Annotated in this window: 16 protein-coding genes; 4 read left to right on the forward strand and 12 right to left on the reverse strand. The window is 43.0% G+C overall.

Annotated features, from left to right (window positions below; all coding sequences use genetic code 11):
• Positions 1-4: 4 nt before the first annotated feature.
• Complete coding sequence (gene nhaD / locus OAG1_RS12685; protein WP_016400510.1) at positions 5-1420, reverse strand: sodium:proton antiporter NhaD; 1416 nt, start codon at positions 1418-1420, stop codon at positions 5-7.
• A gap of 56 nt (positions 1421-1476) precedes the next feature.
• Positions 1477-2655, reverse strand: coding sequence for a GGDEF domain-containing protein (locus OAG1_RS12690; protein ID WP_338621537.1), 1179 nt, complete (start codon positions 2653-2655; stop codon positions 1477-1479).
• Positions 2656-2763: 108 nt separating this feature from the next.
• On the opposite strand from OAG1_RS12690, the gene OAG1_RS12695 reads away from it, so the two are divergent.
• Together OAG1_RS12695 and OAG1_RS12700 are read left to right on the forward strand one after the other, a co-directional pair.
• The gene (locus OAG1_RS12695; protein ID WP_338621538.1) at positions 2764-3978 is read left to right on the forward strand and encodes a cysteine desulfurase; all 1215 of its coding nucleotides are present in this window, start codon (positions 2764-2766) and stop codon (positions 3976-3978) included.
• Complete coding sequence (locus OAG1_RS12700; protein WP_338621539.1) at positions 3971-4366, forward strand: SufE family protein; 396 nt, start codon at positions 3971-3973, stop codon at positions 4364-4366. The genes OAG1_RS12695 and OAG1_RS12700 overlap by 8 nt, the downstream gene beginning before the upstream one ends.
• A gap of 4 nt (positions 4367-4370) precedes the next feature.
• Here OAG1_RS12700 and OAG1_RS12705 read toward each other — a convergent pair whose 3' ends face one another.
• The 7 genes from OAG1_RS12705 to OAG1_RS12735 form a co-directional block, all read right to left on the reverse strand.
• Entirely contained in the window at positions 4371-4613 is a 243-nt protein-coding gene (locus OAG1_RS12705) for a hypothetical protein (RefSeq protein WP_338621540.1), read from the reverse strand.
• Between the two features lie 129 nt (positions 4614-4742).
• Positions 4743-5633 (reverse strand): LysR family transcriptional regulator, encoded by an 891-nt coding sequence (locus OAG1_RS12710; RefSeq protein ID WP_338621541.1) that lies wholly within the window; start codon positions 5631-5633, stop codon positions 4743-4745.
• Positions 5634-5708: 75 nt separating this feature from the next.
• Positions 5709-6149 (reverse strand): hypothetical protein, encoded by a 441-nt coding sequence (locus tag OAG1_RS12715; RefSeq protein WP_016400516.1) that lies wholly within the window; start codon positions 6147-6149, stop codon positions 5709-5711.
• Between the two features lie 156 nt (positions 6150-6305).
• A complete protein-coding gene (locus OAG1_RS12720) occupies positions 6306-8042 on the reverse strand; it encodes a sodium:solute symporter family protein (protein WP_016400517.1) in 1737 nt (578 codons plus the stop codon).
• Entirely contained in the window at positions 8043-8294 is a 252-nt protein-coding gene (locus OAG1_RS12725; RefSeq protein ID WP_040306877.1) for a DUF4212 domain-containing protein, read from the reverse strand.
• Between the two features lie 362 nt (positions 8295-8656).
• Complete coding sequence (locus OAG1_RS12730; protein WP_152782333.1) at positions 8657-8929, reverse strand: hypothetical protein; 273 nt, start codon at positions 8927-8929, stop codon at positions 8657-8659.
• Positions 8930-9145: 216 nt separating this feature from the next.
• Positions 9146-10186: a porin gene (locus OAG1_RS12735; RefSeq protein WP_152782331.1), complete on the reverse strand. Its 1041-nt coding sequence runs from the start codon at positions 10184-10186 to the stop codon at positions 9146-9148.
• Between the two features lie 313 nt (positions 10187-10499).
• Here OAG1_RS12735 and OAG1_RS12740 point away from each other — a divergent pair, with 313 nt between their 5' ends.
• Positions 10500-11177: a tRNA (adenine(22)-N(1))-methyltransferase TrmK gene (locus tag OAG1_RS12740; RefSeq protein ID WP_338621542.1), complete on the forward strand. Its 678-nt coding sequence runs from the start codon at positions 10500-10502 to the stop codon at positions 11175-11177.
• Positions 11178-11330: 153 nt separating this feature from the next.
• Positions 11331-12632, forward strand: coding sequence for an inosine/guanosine kinase (locus tag OAG1_RS12745; protein ID WP_338621543.1), 1302 nt, complete (start codon positions 11331-11333; stop codon positions 12630-12632).
• Positions 12633-12673: 41 nt separating this feature from the next.
• Here the strand turns inward: OAG1_RS12745 and OAG1_RS12750 are convergent, their stop codons facing one another.
• The 3 genes from OAG1_RS12750 to OAG1_RS12760 are packed head-to-tail and all read right to left on the reverse strand — an operon-like array spanning position 12674 to position 17313.
• Positions 12674-14719 (reverse strand): EAL domain-containing protein, encoded by a 2046-nt coding sequence (locus tag OAG1_RS12750; protein ID WP_016400523.1) that lies wholly within the window; start codon positions 14717-14719, stop codon positions 12674-12676.
• A gap of 2 nt (positions 14720-14721) precedes the next feature.
• A complete protein-coding gene (locus tag OAG1_RS12755; RefSeq protein WP_338621544.1) occupies positions 14722-15258 on the reverse strand; it encodes a YfiR family protein in 537 nt (178 codons plus the stop codon).
• Positions 15259-15261: 3 nt separating this feature from the next.
• Positions 15262-17313, reverse strand: coding sequence for a TonB-dependent receptor (locus OAG1_RS12760; RefSeq protein WP_338621545.1), 2052 nt, complete (start codon positions 17311-17313; stop codon positions 15262-15264).
• Positions 17314-17508 lie beyond the last annotated feature (195 nt).

Genomic DNA, 17508 nt, shown 5'->3' on the forward strand with positions numbered 1-17508 from the left:
GAATTTAGAACAGCGCTTTATTAAGCATTAAGTGGCAAACAATAGATGCGGCATAACCTAAGGCAATAACTGGTGCCCAGCGCAGGTGGCTAATAAAGGTATAGTGGCCTCTAGCTTGCCCCATTAACGCTACCCCCGCCGCAGAGCCAATTGATAACATGCTACCTCCAACCCCTGCGGTTAGCGTTACCAATAACCATTGGCCTAAGGACATTGCTGGCTCCATGGTGAGAACGGCAAACATAACTGGGATGTTATCTACGATGGCACTTAATACCCCAACGGCAATATTGGCGTAGGTTGGGTCCCAATTTAAGTACATGGTGTTAGATGCCATTTCTAGGTAACCAATAAATCCAAGGCCACCAACACAAACAACCACGCCGTAGAAGAACAATAAGGTGTCCCACTCGGCCCGCGCTACCCGGTTAAAAATATCAAAGGGCACGACACTGCCTAAGGCTTTTAATCGGGCATCATCACGATGAGAAATCGCATCAACGGCTTTTTTATGCAAGCTAGACGCAAGTGTTTTGCGCAAGAAGAAACCAAAGAACTGTAAGTAACCTAAGCCCATCATCATGCCCATTACCGGTGGCATGTGGAACAAGCTATGCCCCATTACAGCTGTAGCAATTGTTATTAAAAACAAACCAACAATTCGTCTTGCACCGCGTTTTAATTCAACTTCTTCGTGTTCTGCTTCTACTGCTTCAGCAGAAACAAACATCGACATGATAAAGGCAGGAATAACAAAATTAACAAATGAAGGGATTAACAAATCGAAGAACTGACCAAAAGTAACCAAACCTTTTTGCCAAACCATCAAGGTAGTAATATCACCAAAAGGACTAAATGCTCCACCAGCATTAGCGCCAACAACAATATTGATACACGCTAGGTTAATAAATCGACTGTTTCCTTGTGCTACTTTAGTTACCACCGCACACATAAGTAACGCAGTGGTAAGGTTATCGGCCACCGGCGAAATAACAAAGGCTAAGCAGCCCGTTAACCAAAACAACTTACGATAACTCAGCTTTTTACTAACCAGCCAAGCTCGCAATGCATCGAATAAGCGTCGTTCCTCCATGGCATTGATGTATGTCATCGCCACCAGCAAGAACAGCATTAATTCTGAAAACTCCAATAAGTTATGGCGAAAGGCATCAGTTACCAGCTCTTCGTGACCAGAGCCGCGATAATAAATAGCAATCAAAAACCAAATTAAGCCTGCGGCGACCAGCACGGGTTTCGACTTTCTTAGATGAATAACCTCTTCACTCATCACCAATAAGTAAGCAATGGCAAAAATGACTAAGGCGCTATAGCCCACCCAAGACGAGGTTAAGCTCAAGCCATCAGCGGCATAACTAGCAGAAGAAAAAAACAACAATAGCAGAGGCAACAATATACGCATTAAATCCCACTCCTTAGGCGAATGCTCATTTGTTTTAGATTGATAAAGATTTCGTTCTAGCGTCCGTAGCTTAGGGCGCTGGCACTTCGATGATTGTTCATTGCATTTTCAGCTTTGCTTATTAGTGCCTCAATATTGTTGGCAGTGCCATCTACGCAAGCCACCCCCAACCGAGAGCCAAGTTCTAACTCATCAAGATAGTTGAGCCAAAATTCGCTACCTAAAGCATCGTGGATCCGTTCTGCAGTATCCAAAGCTTGGTACAAGCTAGATTCAGGTAAACCAATAACAAACTGATCTTTTTCGCAACGCGCTAACAAGTCAACTTTGCGTACCTTCGATTGTAAAAAATTCGCTAGTTTAACCAATAGCTTATCAGCTTCATCAGCGCCTAATTTATCACGGTATCGACTAAAATGATTGACGTTAATCAAAACAATAGAATAGGCATTCTGATAACGAGAGGTACGTTCAATTTCTATCTCAGAAAACTGTTTAAAGCGTGCAAAGTTAGCACAGCCAGTAAGCTCATCGGTATCGATAGATTGCTTAAACAAAGGTAGGTTTTCGCTACTTGGCTGCTCTTTCTCTTGAAATAAATCTAAGCCTTGTTCATGAGTATAGCGATGACGCCACAAAGCATGACAAAGACAAACGATGATACATACCAATAAACAGTTCACTAAGGCATTTGGCAGCTCGACATAAGGCCAATTTTGTACTTGGCTTGTGTTTAAGGGCTCAACACCACTCAAAGTGAGCAGAGTAGCAACAACTATCAACATAATTGCTAGCAAGATAGGCAAATAGAAACAAATAAACAGTACCGGTAGGCTGTACACTAACCAATCAGGAACGGCACTAAACTGCAGCTCCGCTCCACCATGCATTAACGCGAAGACTAAAGCGAAATGAATCACTGCATGGCCAGCTAACAAGGCATGGGCTGAGCGAGCCGTCACCAACTTTAAACCACGCCAAGTAAGCAACATTTGATAACAAAACCAAACACTTAATGCTAAAGATGCGCCTATATTGGCTTGTTGCCACCAAGCAGCAAGTACACCCGATTGAAAAAGATAGGAAATAACACACAAGCAATAGAGCGATTGAACCCAAAAGAGATGTTGGCGCTGTTGTTGCCACTGCCAGTTAGCAAATTGCCGCTCTTGGCTAGAGGAAGAAAAGCCCATAAATACGCTTTTCCACGCTTGCATAACTTGTGGCTGTTGCATCTTTCCTTTAACTCCTGTTGTTAAATCAAAGAGAACACCGATATAAGCTAGTTTAGATTTGCGCCTAGGGCTACAATATCGGCTTTAATTGCCAAACAAAGAATCATTGTGACTTCACTTAAGCATACTCGCTATCGACAGTTTTTCCCGTCATTAAACGGTACTAATCAGCCATTTGCATACCTTGATAGCGCAGCTTCAACTCAAGTCCCTGAAGTTGTCTTAAAAGACATTGAACAATATTACCGCCAAGGTCATGCCAATGTACATAGAGCAAGTCATAGCTTTGCTCGACATGCCACCAATGCCTTTGAATTAGCAAGGAAAACACTTGCAGAATTTATTGGTGCTAAGGCGCAAAACATTATTTGGACTAGCGGAACAACTCAAGCAGCCAACCTATTGGCAGATGGTCTCGCCCATTTGGTTGATGAAGGCGACGAAATTTGGGTTAGCGAGCTCGAGCATCACTCAAACTTAGTACCTTGGCAGCAACTAGCCTTTAAGCGTAAGGCGAATCTAAAAGTAATTCCTGTACTAGACAATGGCGATATAGATTTAGCTTACTTTCGCCAGCAACTTAGCAACAAATGTAAAATTGTTGCCGTTGCCCACGTATCAAACAGTATTGGTGCTATGCAACCAATTCCTGAATTATCTAGGCTAGCTCACCAGTTCGGCGCAAAAATAGTGGTGGATGGCGCACAAGCTGTAGCCCACTTAGATGTCGATGTTAATCGCTTAGCTTGTGACTATTACTTGTTTTCTGGACACAAGTTATATGGGCCAACTGGCATAGGCGTGCTATATGGAAGCGAAGAAGCCTTGGAGCTGCTCGAGCCCAGCATGTTTGGTGGAGAGATGATAAGTAAGGTGTCTTTTGAAGCCAGCACCTGGAACAGTCTTCCTTATCGCCTAGAAGCGGGGACTCCAAACATAACTGGGGCAATAGGTTTGGCCTCAGCCATTAAATTCTTAGCACAGTTCCCTTTAAAAGAGCGTCTTAGTCACGAGCGCCAATTATTAGCTTATGCGCTACAGCAGCTTAAACAGCACCCCAAGGTTGAACTGGTTGGTGAACCGATGATGAGAGTTGGCTCAATTGCCTTCAACTTGCAAGGTGTTCACCCTCAAGATGCTGCCACCCTATTTGACCAATACAATGTTGCTTTGCGCTGTGGCCATCATTGCGCAATGCCCTTGAGCAGTCGTTTGTCTCCAGAAGGCAGTATTCGTTTGTCACTTGGCTTATATAACAATCAACAAGATATTGACCAAGCGATAGAAGCAATTGATAAAATTATGGAGTTGTTTGGTGAATAGAGCACCGCAAGTTGAACTAAACATAGAACAGATTGAACAGCGCTTTGTTAATTGTAAGTCTTGGGAAGAGCGTTACCGCCAACTGCTGCTGTTAAGCAAAGTACTGGGCCCGATGGAGTCTCAATACCAAACACAAGAAAACTTAGTGCAAGGCTGCGAAAGTGATGTATGGCTGTATTATGCCAATACGCAGCTACTAGTTGATAGTAATGCGAAAATCATCAAGGGTTTACTTGTAATCATGCTAGCCAGCTTCGCGCAGGATGCTGAAAACACTCAAATAACATTTAGCCAAACTTTAGAAAAGCTTGGCTTAGCGCATCATTTAAGTGAATCGAGAAACAATGGAATAACGGCGATATTGCAGACAATCGCAAAGTTGAGCTAAGCGGTTACTCTTCGCTAGGAATAGTATAAGTGCGGCGTTTTTTGGTTTTTATCACAACTTTTGATTTAGCACCGCCTTCTTCCACCACCGCCCTGTATTCACTTCTAGGTACTGGTTTAGCTTGAGGTACTGGCTTGGTGGCTGCAGGTGGACGGCTCGTTACACTATAGGTAAATCCACAATCACGACAGGCCATTAATGCTGGTTTATGGCCACCGCAAGATGGACATTTTTGATTAGAGCTCACTACTGGTTCCTATTTCTTTCTATGGGAAATTTAGTTTATCGCTTAAGTGTATTTGATCATCTGCAATTAATCACAACAAATTAAACATTTAATGATCCGGTTAGCTATTTACTTAGATTTATCGCTAGTTTATTCGATGTTTTGCTCCGTCAGGTGCTCAATAAACCATTCTCCAGCAGGCCCAAGAGCTTGACTCCAAACCACTTCAATTGGCCACTCAAAGTCATCCACAATAAAATCTCGTTCTAACTCAACCAGTTGATTATTGGCAATGTAGGTTCTAGCTAAAGGCTCGGGGAACAAACCAAAGCCAACGCCATTAAGCAACAGCTGCTTAAATTGATACATTCTTGAACAATTAACCACCTGAGAACTAAGGCGCACTGACTCAGCTAAATCTTCAGTAATAAAGTTAGACACTGCGGGAGTTATTTGAATTTGCGAAAGGAGATCTTGAATAGATAAAGCATGTTTTATCTTGGCAAGCGGATGGCTTGGCGCGCAAACACACAACCATTTAATTCGACCAATCATAACACTCTCTACTCCGCGACGCGGGATAAGCTCTGCAGGAGTAATAAGAATGTCTACCTCCCCTTCATCACCAAAATTATGGGAGTCGAACTCATCTACATCAATGATCTTCACATTTAATTGCGGAAACTTAGCTAACAAGCTCTTTATCGCCTCTCCATACTCTGGAAAAAAGCTATAACCCGATACACCAATGGTTAATTTGTCTTCAATCCCCTCATGGTAAGACTGAGCTTTTTTCTCCATAGCTTGTAAGCGTGGAACAATCTCCAAAGCCTGAACGTAAAGCGTGCGCCCTACGTCGGTTAAGGTTGGCGCTTGGCCTGAAACACGGTCAAAAAGTCGAATATTTAAATCCAACTCCATGTTTTGAATCAATTGGCTCACTGCTGAAGGGCTTACACCCAGTTTACGTGCGGCAGCTGAGAAAGAGCGCGTCTCAGCTACTGTCACCAAATAAACTAAACGTTCGGGAGTAATATGCATGCAGTACCTAGGAACAATGCTTTGTTTTTATTGATTAAATGTTAGCACTAGCAGTTTGCTTTTCCCAGCGGTCAACTACTTAATTGTTTGGCTATAAAACTCACTAATGTATTTTCCGCCTTTAATATTGGCAATAATACGTAACTTATAGCTATCTCCCTGGTTAGGGATCAATTCGCGTAATTCGGTGGGACTTCGCCAATAATAAGGGCTATCACTCATGCCTAGTGGGTAAGCGGTCACTACATTTGCACTACTTACAATAAAGAAGGTGGCACTATCTAAAGGAAAGGTAGAATTAACCGTGGTTGTTCCTGCTTCATCACTAATATTGAGCTGAAAATCACCGGATTCAAGAATACACTTTTGGTTAATGATGTCGCAGTGACCATAGGTACTTAGCTGGAAAACGCGCTCTTTTTCTGCATCATGCTCCAAATAAATATCCGATGCGATATACCCGCCAATTGCCAAAAACGGCATCACTAACATAGCTAACTTAGTGTGTCTGTTCATTGTTACTTCCTGTAATCAACCTTATTGAGTGATGCTAACCAAGTTCACTCTTTAACACTATCATATTGAAATTTAGTTATTTTTACCAAGCTCCACCGCAAAAAAAGGCTCCCTCTAGGGAGCCTTTTGCTTACTAGGGATTAGTTCAATTCAAGCTTAATGATCGTGAGCTGCGCCTGCACCATGTGGTACACGGAAGTTATCAACCATATCTTGAATATGCTGTGGAGCAGGACCGGTTACTTTACATACTGCAAAGGCAACACCAAAGTTAACCAAAGCACCTACTACACCAAAGGCATTTGGCGAAATACCCAAGAACCAGTTTGGTCCCATATCACCTAAGAATGAAGTACCTGGGATAAACATAATGCCTTTATGTTGGAATACGTAAAGCATTGTTACACCAATACCTGAGCACATACCGGCTACCGCAGCGGTACCACTCATTTTCTTAGCAAAGATACCCATCATCAACGCTGGGAAGATAGACGAAGCGGCTAGACCAAAGGCCAGTGCAACGGTACCTGCGGCAAATCCAGGCGGATTTAAACCGAGATAACCGGACACCAAGATGGCAAGTGTCATCACTATTCGCCCTGCCAGCAACTCATTCTTATCTGAGAGGTTAGGCGTGAGCACCCCTTTCATTAAGTCGTGAGATATCGAGGATGAAATAGCCAACAACAAACCAGCAGCGGTTGAGAGCGCAGCCGCCAAACCACCAGCAGCTACTAATGCAATTACCCAGTTAGGTAGGTTAGCAATAGCTGGGTTAGCAAGTACCATAATGTCGCGGTCTACTTTCACCATTTCATTGGTTTCTTTATCAGCAACATATTGGATTTTGCCGTCACCGTTCTTGTCTTCAAACTTCAGCAGACCTGTGTTTTCCCAATCTTTGAACCACTGTGGACGTTCGTCATATACCAAGTTATCACCGGCTTCAGGAACAATAGTGTTCATTAAGTTGAAACGAGCCATGGCACCTACAGCTGGTGCTACAGTGTACAAAATAGCAATGAATACTAGAGCATAACCAGCAGAAGAGCGGGCCGCTTGAACGGTAGGTACAGTAAAGAAGCGCATGATTACGTGAGGTAAGCCTGCAGTACCAATCATTAGTGACAAGGTATAAGCGAACATGTTTAGAGTGCCGCCTAGGTTGTCAGTGGTGTACTCTTTAAAGCCAAGATCGGTAACTACCATATCTAGCTTATCGAGTAAGTAAACACCGCTGCCATCAGCCAGGGTACTACCCAAACCAATCTGCGGAATTGGATTACCGGTTAGCTGCAGTGAAATGAACACGGCAGGAATGGTGTATGCAAAAATTAGTACACAGTATTGAGCAATCTGGGTGTAAGTAATCCCCTTCATGCCGCCTAATACAGCGTAAACCCAAACTACAAACATGCCAATGTATAAGCCCATATCGTACTCAACTTCTAAGAAGCGAGAGAAGGCAACACCAACACCTTTCATTTGGCCGATAATGTAAGTAAGCGATGCGATAATCAAACACAACACCGCAACAATACGCGCACCTTTTGAGTAGTATCTATCGGAGATAAACTCAGGCACCGTAAACTTACCATGCTTACGCATATAAGGAGCTAGTAACATTGCTAGCAGCACATAGCCGCCGGTCCAGCCCATTAGAAAAACAGAACCACCATATCCTAGGAAGGCAATTAAACCCGCCATAGAAATGAACGAAGCTGCACTCATCCAATCAGCACCAATTGCCATACCATTTTGGATAGGTGTAACACCACCACCAGCAACGTAGAAGTCACTGGTTGAGCCTGCTCTAGCCCACCAAGCAATGGCGAAGTACAGGCCAAAGGAGCCAAATACAGCGATATAAGTATAGAGTTTTAACTCGTCCATTTATGACTCCTCAACATGGTATTTTTTGTCGAGCTTATTCATTTTGGCGGTATACCAAAAAATCAAAGCCACAAAGGTATAAATAGAGCCCTGTTGTGCAAACCAAAAGCCCAGTTTATATCCGCCTAAGCGAATTTCATTTAGCGGCTCAACGAGAAGTAAGCCAAAACCAAATGAAACCACAAACCATATGACGAGACAGGTAAATATTAGGCGCAAGTTTTCTTGCCAATATGTAGTCTGTTCTTCCATGATATTTCTCCAAGCAAGCTATAAAAGCCTCGCAATTTTGTGCCAATAAATATGTAAACAACATGTTAACGGCCGAACAAATCATTAAGTTTTTATCTGCGGCTAGTGGAATAGATGCACATATAAACTCAATTCAAGCCTATCGAAGAAAAAGTTAACAAACGATTAACAGACTAGGTATTAATCTTTAGTCTAAAGTCCCTGAATACAAGTAAAAATTGAGATCTAGACGCAGAAAATAAACACAAAAAGAAGCAATAGAAGGATGCGGTGAATAATAAAAGAGGGCTAAAGAAAACAAAGCTAAGCAGAAAAAAGCCTGAATAGACAGGCTAGGCAAGTTTTAGTTAACAGTTTGTTAACTACACACAAAAATCCAATTCAGAAATATCAACCGGATTCTCTTCAGAAGAAATTTCAGCGTAACTATCGTCGGCAAACGATAGTTCTTGACCATCATCTAATACAATAAAGTATGAAAGACTCACTGGATCGACACGCAACTCCCCTTGCAGAAAGCAACCACTGTTAAATACAACCGTAGTATCCGGTTTAGAATAGAAAATGGCGTTAACTCTAGGGCCAAAATTAACTAAGGCAATAATTACCAAAAAGGATATGGTTACCCACTTCATCTTAAGTCTCGTGCAAAAAAGAAAGGATTGTAGCAGGTCTGCACTCTGTGGCGAGTTGACCAAGAATAATTAGTGGTATTTCGATAATAAAAAAGGCATTGCGAGGAAAAGTGCAATGCCTTTTGTTGGCTACAACAAGCGACTTCTGATTACTGCAAAACTTCTAGTTTTGTAAAAAGCTATGAATAACTTAGAGCGCTAATTGCTGTTACTTGGCTAGAAGTAGTATCGGGCTTGTATCGACATTTCGTCTTGTTTTTTATCTGCACCTAATGCGTCTTTATTTTCTAGACCAAACTTATACTCTAGAGCCAAAAGAACTTGGCCGGGCTTCCACCCCACTCCAGCTAAAGCGTAGCTCAACTCGCCTTGGCTACCACTGGTTTTATCTTCTAAACCGTTATAACCCGCATAAACGTGGTAAAGGCCGCCATCGATTTTGTAAACGCCAATTAACTCTAAGCCATTAGCTTTATCAGCTAATGTACTAAATTTACCGCTTAAATTTTCATACTCACCATAGACACCTGAAGCATAAAACATATCAGACTCATACACCGCGCCAGCTAGCCACGATGTTGCTTTATCCTGATCATCAGCTCCAACGTAATTTACATTTTTAACATCGTAACCATTGGCTGCATATGCCGCACCTATTGATAAACCAAAATCAAAGTCATAGGTACCACTCAATTGATAACCATAATCTCTAGCTGATGAATCATTTTCAAACTGATATTGAGCCGCTAAGCCAAAGCCGCCAAAAGACTTTCGGTAGGTTAATGCATCATCAGCGCGCCCCATACCCGACTCATCACCACCATTTCGACCATCATACGTACCCGACGCATCACCGCCAAACTTCCAAAACTGATCGGTCCACACAGCTATATCGTAGTAAGCAGACCACTGCTTACCGACTCGAATTGAACCAAAGCTATCATTATTAAAGTAGATGTTGCCTAAACGATTGGTGAATAGTGGATCCGCTTTTTCAACGGGATTAAACCCCCACTCTAATTGGGCACCAGCAATCCAGTTTTGCACCATTTCATGTTCAAAAGCAAAACGGATCCGTGAGGCCCTGTCTTGTAACTCAAATGACTTGTCTTTATCTCCGTAGCCCGCTTGATAAAATGCCTCTATCCCTAAGTAACCACCTATACTTACGTTAGTTTTACCATTTTCATAAATAGTAGCGGCCGAAACGCTACCTGCCATTGCACTAAGTGCAAGCCCTGCAATTACCTTATTCATGGTTTACTCCTTGGTTTGAGTTTTTTCATTAACTCTTAACAATTGGGGAACAAAAGTGTGCTAACAGTTAAAGCCCCCAAAATTCAGCGTAGTAACAAACCAAAAAATAACCAGTTAACTAATTGGAAGCATAAAATAGCGGAATAGTTATTAGTCGTTAATATCAGCAACTAAAGTAACAAAAACGTCAAAAAACAATATTTACTAACAGGTTTGAGCTAATTCCCCCTATTAAGCCCTAAAGTTCCTGGAAAAAATTCTTGCCACTTATTAACAATTAACTAATATTCATAGCCTTACTGAGGAGGGATGGGTGAAAACGAGTAAACGTTTGACAGCAATTAACCAACGTGTGATAAAGCATTACCAAGATATATGGGATTGCTGTTGCGATCACGGGTTATTGGGCGCAGAGCTGGTAAAACGCAACAGTGCCAACTGTGTGCACTTTGTGGATTGCGTGCCACAAATATGCCAGCAACTAGAGCAACAATTGCAGCAGCACCTTGCCTATTCATCATCTAGCTTAACCAGCCCATGGCAAGTACATTGCCAAGACGTAGCCAAACTAAAACTCAGTAAAAATGACAGCCAACTGGTTATAATCGCGGGAGTTGGTGGCGAGCTATGCATTCAATTGTTAAAGGGGATACTAGAACACAACCATGCGGTGGACTTTGAATTGATTATTTGCCCAGTGCATTATCAATATGAACTTCGACAGTTTTTGCAGAGCAATGGCTTTGGTTTAATTGATGAACAGCTAATAGAAGAGAACCGCCGCTATTACGAAATACTGCATCTTTCTACCACCGTCAATTCACCGATCAGCCTTGTTGGTGACGCAATGTGGGACTTTTCTAAGTCCGAACATCGAGCCTACTTGAATAAAACCATTGCACATTACCGTCGTATGGGCGGAAACACTGTTCATCCAGCTCTGCGAGCCTATGAAACGTTGCAAGAACAAAACGCACTAGATAACAGCTAAATCAACACGCCATTTAATAAAGATAAAATATTTAAATCTAATATTGATCTATAAAGCAACATTTTGAGTCGCCTATGCTAGAATCGCTCGCTTTTGTGCAGTGCTATCCGTTCACTGCTACAGTAAGCCTTAAATAGAACAAGCGATCATTGCATGAAATTTCCTGGCCAACGTAAATCCAAGCACTATTTTCCTGTTGAATCTCGAGACCCCTTAACCAACGAGCTCAACCCAGTGATTAGCCCCAAGCACACTCACATAACTGGCATTGATCAAACCTTGGTGGATATCGAAGCGCACGTTGACCAGGCATTTATAGACCGCCACCAACTTGTTAAAGGCAATTCCTTGCTCATTGATGACTTAGCGGCTCAAACGCTATATCAAGAACTACAAGATAAACAGCTTATTACTGCCGAGTTTGCCGGTGGTACTATCGGCAATACTTTGCACAACTACTCCACCCTAGCCGATGGTCGCTCGGTGATGTTTGGAGTAATGAGTCAAAACATCACCATTGGTGATTACGCCTATCGTTACTTATGCAATACCTCTTCACGCGTAGATCTCAATTACCTGCAAGCGGTAGACGGCCCGGTAGGCCGATGCTTTACCCTAATTAGCGATTGTGGTGAACGTACTTTTGCTATCTCGAAAGGCCATATGGATAAACTTACTCCAGAGTTTATAGACGAAGAATTAGTAAAAACTGGCGCGGCCCTCACGCTCACGGCTTACCTTATGCGAGCCGGAGACGACCCCATTACTCAAGCCGCTATGCAAGCCATAGAGTATGCACACCAAGCGAAAGTACCCGTAGTGCTTACGTTGGGCACCCGCTTTTTAATCGAAGATGATCCTAAATGGTGGCAACAATTCATTAGCGAACATGTCACTGTTTTAGCAATGAACGAAGAAGAAGCAGAAGCCTTAACCGGTGAAAGTGACGTATTACTCGCCTGCGAAAAGGCTCTAGAATGGTGTGATCTTATTTTGTGTACGGCTGGCTCACGGGGCTTATTTATGGCCGGTTACACCGATGAAGCCTTCAAACGAACCACCAGTCATACGCTGCTGCCAGGAGCCATCCCAGAGTTCAACCAATATGAATTCTCACGCCCAATGTTAAAAACCGATTGTGAGCAAGCGCTGAAAGTTTACTCGCATATTGCACCATTTATGGGTGGGCCAGAAAAAATCACCAATACCAACGGCGCTGGAGATGGGGCTTTATCTGCCCTACTCCATGATATGGCTGCCAATGTATTTCATCGTAGTAATGTTGAACAATCGAGCAAACACCGCTTTGAAGCGCTTAGTTACTCTTCGTTTGCGCAAATTTGTAAATACGCAAACCGCGTAAGTTACGAAGTATTGGCTCAGCATAGCCCTCGCCTTTCACGTGGGCTACCAGAGCGCGAAGAGAGCTTAGAAGAAGCTTATTGGGAGCGCTAAAGCTAAACTGAACGAGGCCTACTTAATAGGCCTCGATAAGCTTAAGTGATTTCCGCATTGCCTAACAAATAACGATGATAAAACTCATCTTTAGGTACCGGCTTCGCAAAGATATACCCCTGCAAGTAATCACAGGCGACGTTTAACACATGCTGACGCTGTTGTTCAGTTTCCACCCCTTCTGCAACTACTTTTAGCCCCAAATGATGAGCCATAGTCACAATGGCTTTAACCAACGCTACACTGTCGTTATCGGTGGTTAAGTGTTGAATAAACGAGCGATCTATTTTTAACAAATCGATATCTAATTGCTGTAAATAAGACAAAGAAGAGTAGCCAACACCAAAGTCATCAATTGCTACATCAAACCCGCGTTGTTGCAGACGAGAGAGCTGGTCTTTAATGGAGTCATCAGTGGTCATCAAAACATTTTCGGTAATCTCAATCATAATGCTGTGGGCCGGTAATTCGTGTAGCGCAATGGCATGGATCCAATCATCTATCCACTTACCACCATCATTAAACTGCGAAGGCGAGGTATTTACACTAATTTGAATATCATCCAGCCCCTGCTTATACCATTGTGACACGGTGGCAACAGTTTGCTGCATTACCCATTGGCTAAGCTCGCGAATTAGCCCTGCTTCTTCCGCAACATGAATAAATTCTTCTGGCCCCACCACTCCGCGCTGTGGATGGTTCCAACGTAACAGTGCTTCGGCCTTTTTCACCCCGCCCTCTTCTGTCTCGAACTTAAGTGAGGTTATGGGCTGATAATAGAGTTCGAACTGTTCTTCTTCCAATGCGGTACGCAGCTCTTCTAACAAACGCCGTTTCTGCTGAGCTTCCACCTGCATGTCTGAAGAAAAGAACTGATAGCAGTTTCGACCGCGACTTTTAGATACATACATCGCTTGATCAGCATGTTTTACCACGGCTTCCACGCTATCACCGTCTAGTGGGGAAAAAGCGATTCCTATACTGCCACTAACATGAGCGGCTTCTTGTTTAATTGTGAAACGTTTCGCTAAACCTTGTAATACGGTTTCGGCAATATTGGCAACTCGCGCTTGTTCGTTTACCCCTTCAATCACAATGGTAAACTCATCACCACCAAGGCGGGCCACGGTATCTTGCTCGCGCACACAGCGTAGGATCCGCTGCCCAGCTTGACTTAACAATACGTCACCATAATCATGACCTAAGGTATCGTTAATCTCTTTAAAGCCGTCTAAATCAATAAAGATCAGCGCAAATTCAATTTTCTCTTTAACTAATGTATGTAGTTTTTCGTAGAAAAAGTGGCGGTTAGGCAACCCAGTAAGACCGTCGGTATAGGCATATTGCAATAGCTGCTGATTTGCTCCCTCAAGCTCTTGAGTTCGCAGCCTTACTTGCTTCTCCAGCATACGCTCACGCAGTTCAATCGTCTCTAACATGCCGTTAAAGCACTCGGTAAGGTTGGCTACCTCATCGTCGCTAGACTGCTGAGCGCGCAAACTATAATCATTGGATGCCGTTACACGCTCTGCAACATCCGACAAGTGTAATAAGGGACGCAAAAAACCACGTTTTAGAAACAGTGAAAAAGACAAACTTAAGCCAAACGTAATCACCAACAGCACCGCTAAGAATTGCCCATAAAAACCAATTCGTTGGTCTATGTAGCTGTCATTTGCCAGTACTGTAAGCGCACCATAAACTTGCTCATCAAGAATAAGCAAACTGCTTACCTCTATCAGTTCGTCGGCTTCTTCCGCTAACTCTTCTTGGTAGTTATCACTTTCTACCACCGCCAAATTTTGCTGCTCGGTATCGGTAATGGCTGCTCTGATTACGCCTTCACGTAATAACAATGAAGAAATCATCTCCTGCATGGCATCTCTGTCATCAAACAACAAAGCGGCGGTGATGTTGGGCGACAAGGTATCGGCTATGTTTTGCAAGCTTTGAGTCTGCTCTCGCTTGGCACTTACAAACTCGTAGGCACTTAACACCACCGTTACCATGGCAGCAGAAAAAATCGCCATACTCATCAAAATGACTAGCAGCTTTTTACTCATGGTATTAATGCTAAGAAAAGACATCTTTACTGTTCCTCCTTAACAACGCGACTCAATCTCAATACCTTTGAGCTCATGGTTATATCAGCCTTTTTGAGTTCTTCGGGGGCAACTTCGAAACGGATTTTTCCAGCTAATAAGAAAAAGCGAATGTGCCCTCCTTGATGAATAAAATCAGGAGTTTCCCCAACCAACATAGTGTGAGGCAATAAGGCTCTGTCTACAGTTAGCCAGGTTTTTCTATAGGCGGCAGGGACAAACAGTAAGTTACATTGATTTATCGATAACGAATCCAATTCAACTAGGCTCACCCGTATTTCTAATTCATGAATGCGCTGCTTATGGAGCACCCAGCTAGCAGTATCGACAAACTCAATGTCTGGGCTACACAGCTTAAAATAACCCAATGGTTTAGCTAAACCTTGCCATTCACTATAACGCGCAAAATTAAACATAAATCCAGCCTTTAAGGCTGCTTCTTTATCAGCAGCACTCACCTCACTAGCAAGGCCCAATATAGCCAAGGTAATGAGTAGCTTAACAAAGCGCCTTATTGCCAACACTGGCTAAAACTCTGCCATAAATCGTAGCACGACACTTTGCTCGATATAGTTTGGAACGGTAAAGGTTTCGGAGGTGTTGTTGTATTCTAGGTGGCTACCGGCTAATAAATTTTTGCCTGTTAATGAAAGCGAACTATGCGGCATTAGCTGCCAAGCCCAACTTAGATCTAGCGCGTTATAATCATCTACTGAATAAGCATCGCTGTTAATGGAGCGGAACAAAGCAAAAAAGGAATGCTTCTTAAAAGGTTGCCAGCCAGTCTTAGCAAAAATCTGTTTGCTGTCAGAGTCATATCCTATAGCAGGCTGAGTATTTTCTTGTAAGCGATAACGATAAGCCATTTGGCTGTATCCTAGTTCGGCGCGAAAATTGGCACTTGGTCGCCAAGCAACTAGTGCTTCACCACCTTTCACGTTTAAATCAGCATTAGATGCAACGTCAAATTCAAGCACTGTACTTTGTAAAGCTTGTTGCGCCTCGATGATTTTACCCTGTGCTAACAAAGCTGCGATTTGATCCAAGTTTGCACTGTCTGGATTAGGCTGAACGGCAAAAACATCTTTAGATTGCGTATGAAATAAGGCTAGGTCGAATGACCAATCTTGTTTGCTAAAACGGTAACCCAGTTCGTAAGAGAGGGACTTTTCTGGCTCAACTTGTTGATTGCCGTTCAATACCGTGCGCACGTGATAGCTATCAATAGCGTCGATACCGGTTTGAAAATACTCGCCAACACGCGTGCCATTAATAGCAGAATCGTAATCAAACTCTGCCAAGGATGGGATCCGCACGCCTTGCGATATGGCACTCCAAAGTACATGCTCGTTATTGGGCTGCCAAGTTATACGTGCGACCGGCTGATGCTCCCAACCGGTAAAACTGTTGTGTTCAGACTTGTTACCAAAACTTAAATTTAACTGCTCAGGAATAAGCGCAAATTGCAGCTGTAAAAAAGCGCCATATTGTTCTAAACGGTCGATATCTTCGTCACTACTAATAATGTAGTTTTCTTCAAAAGGTAAATAGCTATTACGGTAGTTTAAACCCCAATCAAGTTGGGTAGACCCCCACAAGCTATTCATTTGATAATCAATATCCAATGTTTGAAATCGTTCTTCCAAATATAGCTGTTTACCATTTTGAACAGCCCACGAAGCTTGCAACATTTGATTGGAAGAGCCAGATAATCGGTGCTCTGCCCGCGCCATAATACGCCCGTCATCACGCTCAAAGCGCTCGGCATATAGGGTGTTTTGGTTTGTGGCTAGTGATAGAGCTTTAAGATTTTGCCCCATATCTGTATGGGTATAACTGAGCTGGGTAAGAATAGACAAATCATCATTGGGCGCAAAATCAAAACGTGCACCAATGCTTTGTTGTTTGGCTTCATCATTAGCAGGTAGCGACTTGCCCGTTTTGGCCGCGTCAGAATCTCGCACGCTACCATAGATGCGGTAGCTACCGTTGGAGCCAATATTTCCACCGTGGCGCAGCCCTACATCATAATTTAGTTGGTCACCACTGCTTACTTGCACCAAGGTTTCGCGCGTGTCTAAACTATTTTTGGTGATAATATTAATCACCCCATTGGTGGCATTGCTGCCCCACAACAAACCACCTTGACCTCGAATAACTTCAATACGCTCAATGTCATACAGAGGTACATCTAAGGTTTCCCAATAAACTCCGGCAAAAGATGGGTTATAAACACTTTGCCCATCCACCATAACCAACAGTTTACTGGTATAACGCCCAGCAACACCACGCGCAGTGATAGCCCACTGATTACTGTCTAGCTGCCGTACTTCTAAACCTGGTACCAACTTTAATGTTTCTGCCACCGATACCGCACCCGATGCCCGAATGTCTTCCTTGCTTAGTACATATAATGACGCCGCGGTGGTGAACGCTGATTGAGCACGTTTCATCGCAGATGTTGCTTGCACATCTGTAGCCATTAACGATTCTAAATCCAAATTAGGCAAGGGTTCAGCTGCTGCAAAGCTGTAATTAGCCATACATAGCGACCACAAAACACCAGCTGAATACTTCAACTACACCACTCCTTAGGCTTTTAATCTATCCTTGATAACTGAAACAAAAAGCTCGACACGAAATTGGGCGTGAGAACAGAATAAAACTCTGAGCAATTCTTCAGCAAAAATTAGTGACATTTATCTCATAGAAAACAGGCGAGGTAAACTACAAACTGATCTTAAGTATTCGTCTTAGGATTAACTAAATCTCTG

It is taken from the genome of Agarivorans sp. OAG1 (assembly GCF_037076485.1).
GTDB lineage: Bacteria > Pseudomonadota > Gammaproteobacteria > Enterobacterales > Celerinatantimonadaceae > Agarivorans > Agarivorans albus.